This is a genomic window from Cohnella nanjingensis (genome assembly GCF_014212125.1).
Classification (GTDB): Bacteria; Bacillota; Bacilli; order Paenibacillales; family Paenibacillaceae; genus Cohnella; species Cohnella nanjingensis.
On record NZ_JACJVP010000092.1, the window covers coordinates 1 to 7960 of the forward strand.

Annotated in this window: 8 protein-coding genes and 1 pseudogene; 5 read left to right on the plus strand and 4 right to left on the minus strand. The window is 63.1% G+C overall.

All coding sequences use genetic code 11. From position 1 onward, the window contains the following. Both H7C19_RS33900 and H7C19_RS33905 read right to left on the minus strand, forming a co-directional pair. The coding region (locus tag H7C19_RS33900; protein WP_185673514.1) for a hypothetical protein at window positions 1-236 on the minus strand (236 nt) is incomplete at its 3' end. A gap of 48 nt (window positions 237-284) precedes the next feature. After that, entirely contained in the window at window positions 285-932 is a 648-nt protein-coding gene (locus tag H7C19_RS33905) for a GntR family transcriptional regulator (RefSeq protein WP_185673515.1), read from the minus strand. Window positions 933-1295: 363 nt separating this feature from the next. Here H7C19_RS33905 and H7C19_RS33910 point away from each other — a divergent pair, with 363 nt between their 5' ends. From H7C19_RS33910 to H7C19_RS33930, 5 genes and pseudogenes are all read left to right on the plus strand, one after another. Further along, entirely contained in the window at window positions 1296-1463 is a 168-nt protein-coding gene (locus H7C19_RS33910) for a DUF1328 domain-containing protein (RefSeq protein WP_185673516.1), read from the plus strand. A gap of 343 nt (window positions 1464-1806) precedes the next feature. After that, on the plus strand, window positions 1807-2883 hold the full coding sequence (locus H7C19_RS33915) for a nucleotidyltransferase family protein (protein WP_185673517.1): 1077 nt from the start codon (window positions 1807-1809) through the stop codon (window positions 2881-2883). Next, a pseudogene (locus H7C19_RS33920) lies at window positions 2880-4027 on the plus strand (glycosyltransferase). The gene H7C19_RS33915 and the pseudogene H7C19_RS33920 overlap by 4 nt, the downstream one beginning before the upstream one ends. A gap of 46 nt (window positions 4028-4073) precedes the next feature. Then, a complete protein-coding gene (locus H7C19_RS33925) occupies window positions 4074-5318 on the plus strand; it encodes a hypothetical protein (RefSeq protein ID WP_246470211.1) in 1245 nt (414 codons plus the stop codon). 198 nt (window positions 5319-5516) lie between these two features. Next, a complete protein-coding gene (locus H7C19_RS33930; RefSeq protein ID WP_185673519.1) occupies window positions 5517-5897 on the plus strand; it encodes a hypothetical protein in 381 nt (126 codons plus the stop codon). Here the strand turns inward: H7C19_RS33930 and H7C19_RS35145 are convergent. Beyond that, window positions 5837-6082 (minus strand): hypothetical protein, encoded by a 246-nt coding sequence (locus H7C19_RS35145; RefSeq protein WP_185673520.1) that lies wholly within the window; start codon window positions 6080-6082, stop codon window positions 5837-5839. The two genes, H7C19_RS33930 and H7C19_RS35145, sit on opposite strands and share 61 nt — an antisense overlap. Then, complete coding sequence (locus H7C19_RS33940; RefSeq protein WP_185673521.1) at window positions 6079-7632, minus strand: hypothetical protein; 1554 nt, start codon at window positions 7630-7632, stop codon at window positions 6079-6081. Before H7C19_RS33940 ends, H7C19_RS35145 begins: the two co-directional genes overlap by 4 nt. Between the last annotated feature and the right edge of the window lie 328 nt (window positions 7633-7960).

A 7960-nucleotide genomic window follows, 5' to 3' on the forward strand; every position in this document is an offset into this window, starting at 1 on the left:
ACCTCCCGCATGCGCTCCCGGTCTTCACGTCTCTCGCGCTCCGCGCCTGTAGGCACGGCCGGCTCGATCAGGGCGACGGTCGGAAACGTATAATACGGATTCAACTTCAGTTGGAACATGCGCTCCTTCAGATTCGACTTCGCGCTTTCTTTGCTCGACACCAGCTCTCTCAGCAAGTGGTCCCTCATCCAGGTCAGAATCCGGTCTTCTTGGAACAGCGATTGATCTGCCGGCATATTCCATTCCCCCTTCGCGATGAAAGGCATATCGAGGCATGCTTGACGCTAATCCAGATGAATCATCTTGTACGAGTGCATATGTTCGACGAAAGCTTGTTCGGCCGCTTCGAGATCGCCTTTCCGCAGGAAGTCGATCAGCCGAAGATGCCATTCGACCAGCCCGTCGGTCGTGTAATGGCGGTTGGAGATGGCCATGAAGCGCATCACCTTCGTCCGCATCTGATTCCACATCTCCAGAATGACGTGATTGTCGCACCGCTTATAGAAAAACCCGTGGAACTCCATGTCCTGCTCCAAAATATTCAGCAGATCGTTCTGCCGGATCGCACGGTCCATCCCCTGGATGATCGCTTCCAAGTATCGGTAATCCTCCTCGGTCAAGATCGGCATCGTCGTCCGAACGGCGAAACCTTCGATGATCTCTCTCACCGCGAAAATGTCCCGGATCTCCTTGGACGTAATCGGGGAAACGACCGAGCCTTTGTTCGGAATGCCGACGATCAAGCCTTCCTGCTTGAGCCTCTCCAGCGCTTCGCGGACAGGCGCTTGGCTGACCCCGAACTTGCCGGCGATATCGAGCACGATCAGCCGGGTGCCCGGCTGAAGCTCGCCCGACAGAATTTCTTTTTTCAGGACGCCATAGACTTGCGCGCTGATGGAATTGAATTTAAAATACGGCTGCTCCTCCGGCATCGGCTCTCCACCTTCTATTCTTTATCGATTATCGATAATATGATGCAAAATCGAACTTCGTCATCTACCCCCCTTGCCCTTTTATCGATTATCGATAATTTCGACCGCAACTCCATTATAAATTCGATCCCCCGCCGTGGCAACGGAAGATTGCCGAACTCCACAACTTACCCGTCCGATATCCGCGCGAAACCGTCGGTATCCGGGCGTGGAGACCGTTCGGATTTCCAGTGCCGCGAAATGATTCAGCCCCAGACGGCCGTGGTAAGGATGAGGCAAGTTCACGCCGTCGCCGATGCCGCCGCCCGCTGTCGGCGCATCGCATGGTACGGCGTTTCCACAACCTTTGAAGGAGGCGTTCTTATGCTATACTGGGCATTCGTTTTCCTCTTGGTGGCGATCGTGGCCGCGATCTTCGGATTCGGCGGCATCGTCGGCGCTGCCGTCGGCGTGGCCAAGTTCCTGTTCTTTCTCTTCATCGTTCTGTTCATCGTATCGCTCATCTTCGGTCGCCGCGGCCGAGGGGTCTGACCCGCGGCGAGCGGCGCCGGACAAGGATTGTCCTGCTGCGGCGGCGATTAGAACTCTTGCGGGAACACCCTTTTTCCGGTAAAGTAGGCGGTAGCATCGGCCTTTTCACCAAGTCGATTGGGCCTATCGACCGTTGCCGGGGAGCCGCATGATTCGCCGCCGCATACGCCGCCTTTTCCTCCTACGAATCCTAGAATTCACATGACGCCTTCCCTGCGCGCAAGCGATCGGGAAGGCGTTTGTTTTGGTCTGCGCCGTGTTTCGTTCTCGCCAGAATGCGTTAAAGAGAGACATGCGCCCGACATCGTGAGGGTACTGAAACAGAAACGGAGGCTGATGATCCATGCAAGCACTATTTCTCGCCGGTGGATTGGGAACCAGATTGCGGCCGCTCACCGAAAATTTGCCGAAACCGATGGCGCTCGTCGGGAATCGGCCTTGGCTGGAGCATCTGATCCTGAACTACAAGGAACAAGGCGTAGACGCATTCGTAATCGCCGTCAAGCATTACCGCGAACTGATCGAATCTTTTCTCGGGGACGGCTCCAAATATGGGGTTCGGATCGAATACGCCGTGGAGAAAGAGCTGCTGGGCACCGCAGGGGCGATCAAGAACGCCGAGCACCTGCTTCGCGACCGGTTCATCGTCGTCAATGCCGACATCATTCACCAGATCGACCTGCAGAACGCGCTTCGGTTCCACGAGGAGCATGACGGCCTCGTCACCATCTGCCTGACGGAGGTGGAAGACCCGTCGCATTACGGCGTCGTCGAACGGGCGGACCGCGGACGGATCACCAACTTCGTCGAGAAGCCGAAGAGGGAAGAGGCGCCCTCGAATCTGATCAACGCCGGCATCTACATCATGGACAGAGCCGCGCTGGCTCACATCCCCGCCCGGAAGGTCGTTTCCATCGAGAAAGAAACGTTTCCTCTTCTGATCGACAATGGAAGCGGGGTGTTCGGTTACCCCATCAACGGCTACTGGATGGACATGGGGACGAAGGACCGTTACCGCCAGCTGCATTGGGACGTGCTGGACCGGAAGTTTCCGCTCTCGATCAGCGGCAAGGAAATGAACGAGAAAGGCATCTGGATCGGCGAAAACGTCCAGATCGGGCAGGGGGTCCTGCTCGTCCCGCCGGTCATGATCGGCGATAACGTCACGATCGGGGACCGCAGCATTATCGGTCCGTACACGATCATCGGCAACAGCTGCCGGATCGGCGGACACGCGAGAATGTCCAAGACGATCCTGTGGGACCGCTGCAAGGTCAGCGCGGGCGCGCAGCTGAACGAATGCATTTTCGGCTCGGGCATGCAGGTCGCCGGTCCCCATGTGATGCGGGAAGAGGTATGCAGCAGCGCGGGCAGCGCCGCGCCGGGCGGCAACAGAACGTTGGAGGTGCACAACCAATGAGTCCAAAAACCTTTCAAATCGCTTACGTTAGCACCTATGTGCCTAAAAAATGCGGCTTGGCCACCTATACCCACCATCTACGGGACGCGGTCAAGCAGGCGCAGGGCGGCATCTTCCCGGACCCGGTCGTCGCCCTGTGCGATGCCGACGAGACCGAACTATACACGGAGCACTGGCATCTGCCCCTGCTCAAGCAGGAACGCGAGGATTATCGGAGGATGGCCGATTACCTGAACCGCAGCGCGGTCGACGTCGTCTCGCTCCAGCANNTGCGCTCGACCTGCTGGAGCGGCTGAACAAACCCGTCGCGACCACGTTCCACACCGTATTCGAGCAACCCCAAGAGCCTTACTCCGCCATTCAAGCGGAGATCGCGCGGCGCAGCGACCACATCCACGTCATGAACCGCAAAGCGCTCGGTTACCTGCACGAACACTTCGACATTCCGCTCGAGAAGATCTCCTTCATCCCGCACGGCACGCCGGTGCCAAGCCGCGCCGATCGGATCCGCACCCGCCACGCTTACGGCTGGGAGAACCGCAAGGTCGTCTTCCAATTCGGCCTGTTGAGCCGCAGCAAAGGCGTCGAGCTCGTGCTGCGCTCTCTCGCCACGGCGGTCAAGGCGGTGCCGGACCTGCTCTACGTGCTGGCCGGCCAGACGCACCCCGAAGTGCGCAAGCACGAGGGCGAATCTTACCGCGAAGAGCTGAACGCGCTGATCGAGGAGCTCGGTCTTCAGCATCACGTGCGCATGATCGACCGCTACATTCCCGAGGAAGAGCTGGTCTCGCTCCTCATGGCGACCGACCTGTACGTGACGCCGTACCCGGGCATGCAGCAGATCACGAGCGGCACGCTCGCTTACGCGGTCGGCCTCGGCCGCCCCGTGTTGAGCACACCCTATATTTATGCCAAAGACCTGCTTCAGGGTTACGACGAGCTGCTGCTTCCTTACGGGGACGCGGACGCTTGGAGCACGAAGATCATCGAACTGTTCACCTATCCCGAAAAGCTGGCGTTCACCGAGCAGCGGATGGCCGAGATCGGCCGCAGCATGCAGTGGCCGGAAGTCGGAAACCGATACTTGCGGCTCTTGGAGCGGACGGCCGCGGAGAAGCGCTGGAGGATGGCCGATGTCATTTAACCGAAAAAGGCGGGCTGCCCCGCCTTCTTTTGTCCATTTGAGCCGCATGACGGACGATACCGGACTGCTGGAGCACGCGCTGGGCCGCATCCCCCGGCGCCGGGAAGGGTATACGACCGACGACAACGCGCGCGCCCTATGGACCGTCACGGAATGGATCAGCGCCGCGGACGAAGCGAGACTGTCCCGGGAGGACCGGGAGCTGCTGCTAAATCTGGCTTCGAACTACCTGGCGTTCCTGCTGTGGAACCAGCGGGACGACGGCTGGTGGCACAACAACGTCGCCTACGACCGTTCGCCGGAGGAAGAGGAGATCTCTCACGACTGCCAAGGGAGATCGATCTGGAGCTGTGCGGACGCGTGGGTTCGGCTGCCGGCTACGCACAAAGACGCCGCGCTCTGCATGCTGGAGCGGGCGCTGCGGACGATCGGCAAGATCGATTCGCTGCGGGGCCAGGCGTTCGCGATGGCCGCCTGCGCCCACGTGCTCGAAGCCGACCGCGACGGCGTCGTCAAGCTCCCGAGCGGGTGGCGCGAGGAGCTGCAGCGGCATCTGAACCGCATCGAAGAGATGATGATCGGGGCGTTCAACCACTTCTCCGACGACCGCTGGCGCTGGTTCGAGCCGGCCATGACCTATGGCAACGGGGTATTGCCATGGGCGATGCTCCGCACGTACCGGCTGACCCGCCGTCCCGAGACGCTGGAGGCGGGGCTCGACAGCTTGTCCTCCCTGCAGACGGTAATGACCGCGGGCGAAGGCTGGTTCCGGCCGATCGGCAACGACGGCTGGTGCACCTCGAAGGCGATCAGCCGCTGGGACCAGCAGCCGCTGGAGATGTTCAAGTTGGCCTTGGCGTTCGAGGAAGCCGCCCGCGCGCTCGAAGCGGCGGACCGCGAAGGCGTGTCGCTCCTGCTCGCGTACGACGCGGCGGACGACCAGCGCAAACGCGGGAAGACGGGGGCCCGCCCCGCCGGCCGCGGCGCGGAGGATCCGCTCGCGACCGTCGGCGTCGCCCTCGCCGTCCAATCGGGGCCCGACGCCGCCGATGCCGAAGCGCCCGAGAACGCGCAGGTGGTGAACCCTCTCGCGCATGCGGCCGTGCTTCGCGAAGCGCGGGACCGCTGTCTCGACTGGTACTTCGGCGACAACGACTTGCAGGCGCCGATGGCCGACGCGGCGGACGGCAGCTGCTGCGACGGCCTGCAGGCCGACGGTCCGAACGTGAACCGCGGCGCCGAGGCGACGCTGTCGTACTTGATGACCGAAGCGCTCTGCCGGCACGGCTGACGGGGAACAAGGCCTTATTCGATAAAATGGGGAGAGGACGGAGCGACAGGCGCTCCGTCCTCTTTTCGTTAGACAAGCCTGATCGCGGGAGGGCCCGCTCCCCNNCCGCCGCCTGCGGAACGCCCGGCGCTTGGAGCCGGACGAGCCGCTCAGCTTGTAGTTGGCCAAGCTGGTCAGCGTCCACATGAAGCCGATATCGTGGTCGAGCCGGTTGTAGCCGTCGAGCACGTCATCCAGCCGATCCTCGCACGCCTCGGCCAACGCGCGGAACGCGGCTTCGCCGCTCCCGTCGTGGAGGAGCAGCAGCAGGCCCGGCCAGAATCCGGCCGTCCGCCGATGCGGCTCCTCGAGCACGTAGCGCCGCCTTGGCTGGCGTGCGGGAAGTTCGCGCCGATGCGGGCGCTCGTGCGCCGCGTCTTGGCGACGGTCTGCGTCCAGGCTTCTTCCACCAGGGTTGGATCGATTGCTCAACGGCCATCGCCGATTGCCATTCGTCGGACATCACTGCCGCAGCCTGTTCATTGGAATTGGAACGTCAGCGCGATCCGCAACGACAAGACGCGCGGATCTCTCGCGTGAAGGTCGATCGTATAATACGTCTCCTCTTCGCCGAAATGGTTGCGGAAGACGCGGCGTTCGATCTGCGGGTCGAGCGCCTCTCCGTCATACGCGAGCCGCACCGTTCGCCTCGCGGCGCCGCCCAGCAGGATGACGCCCGGCCGCGCGACCGCGGGGACGGCGCGGCTCACGATGCGCTCCGTCACGCGCTCCGGCGCCGACGCGAAGCGATAGTCGTCGGCGAGCTCGAGCGTCGGCAGCGCCGTCTTCCGCCAGACGAAGCGGCGGATGAGCGACTGCAGGCGCGCGAGGCCGTACGTCCCGGCCAACTCGAGCGCAAGCAGGTCCTCCGCGGCGCCCGCCGCCGCTTCGAGGACGACCGCCGCGCGATCCGCGCCGGGTTGCTGCAGGGCCCCGTCCACGATTGGCAGCGAATGGCCCTGCGCTCCGTTGCAGGCGTAGCTGTACCTCTCTTCGCCGTATATTCGCCGCTGCCGAGGTCCGCCGCGAACTCCGGCTCGTCGTCCGCGAGCAGAATGAAGTGCCCGGCATCCGCATGGTTGTGGGGCTCGTCGTTGTGCCCGCCCTTCGCCGCGAAGCCGAACCGCCCCTCGGATCCGGCATGCCGCGAGACGAGCCACGCCGCATCGGGCAGGTACCAGCTGCCGGACGGCCATGCATCCGCCGCCTCGCCGGGCCTCGCCCAGATCAAATTCCGCAGCGCCGGCGCAAACCGGCTGCAGGCATCGTCCGCGTAACGCGCCCGGATGGACCGCGGAGGCGGTTCCACTTCCGGGTACAGCCCGGACAGATAGTCCGACAGGCCGATCTGCGCGGAACACGCGGGCAGCGCGTCTGAGAAGTTGGCCGTCCGGTCGCCGACCAGATAGCACCGCTGCTGGAACTGGGCGATCCGGCGTGCCTTGGGGACCGCGAGTAGGTCGATCTCGCCCCGGGTCCGGCGCCGCAGCAGGTCGGCGAAGTATGCGTAGTACCCGAAGCCGTAATTCCAGTAGCCCAGCCCCTCCGGGCAAGCGCCGTCCTCGCCGAAGCCTGCGAGGTAGCAGGCCATGCTGTCCAGCGCCTTGCCGACGATGCCCGCCAGCCGGTCGGGGTCGGCCATCAGCAGCAGCGCAGCCGAGGCGACGGATCCCGCGCAGGCGGCAGACCAGTTGTGCTTCGCCGTCTCCCAGCCGTAGGGCCCCCGGGTCAGATAGGGCTCGAACAGCCTCGTCTCCGCTTCCTTCGCGATGCGCTCGCGCAGGGCCTGCGGCAGCCGTTCGCCGCCGATCGTCAGCATCTCGGCGAGCGTGAAGCCCGTCTCCGCCGCGAACAGGTCGATCTCGCCATCCGTCTCCAGGCCCTTCACGTGCGCGGGCAGACACCAGGTTGCTTCCGCGCAGACCGCCTCGACCGTCTCGGTCCAAGCGGCGAGATAGTCGTCCCGCTCGGGCGCCATCCAGGACAGCAGCGCGAACGTGTTCAGCCTGCGTCTGCGCGCGAAGTACGCCCGCTCGTAGTCCAAGCGGACGCCCGTGCGCGCGAAGGACAGGAACAGTTCTTCCGTGAGCGCGGGGATCGGCTTCCCCAGCAGCCGCTCGCCTTCCGCCCGAATCTCGCGCGCCGTCTCGGCCTGCGCGTGAGAGTCGGCCAGCGTTCGCCAATACCGCCCCGGGTCCGCGCCCTCCGGCACGTACAGGCCGGGCCCGGCCGGCGCGAGGCGCGCCATCGTCCCGCGAAGCTCCGCCTTCTCCATCCTCTCGCTCCCCTTTGCCGATGCTTCTTCGTCGGTGCTTCTTGTTTGGCCTCCAAACCCTGAGCAAACGCTTTCTTTCCATTCTTTAATAGATGCTATGTTAAATCTTAATGGTGATTTGAGGGAATAAGCAAGAGGCTGTCTCATAAGGTCGTAATATGACCTGAGAGACAGCCTCTTCGCTGTACGTGGCTGTCGCGGATTAAGCCCGCTCCGACCACAGATGTAGGTAGTTTATTTCCTCACATTCGGGCTCCGGCTCGCCGACCGCCAACGTAGGTACATGATTTCCTCACATTCGCCGCTCTAGCTCGCCATCCGCCAATGT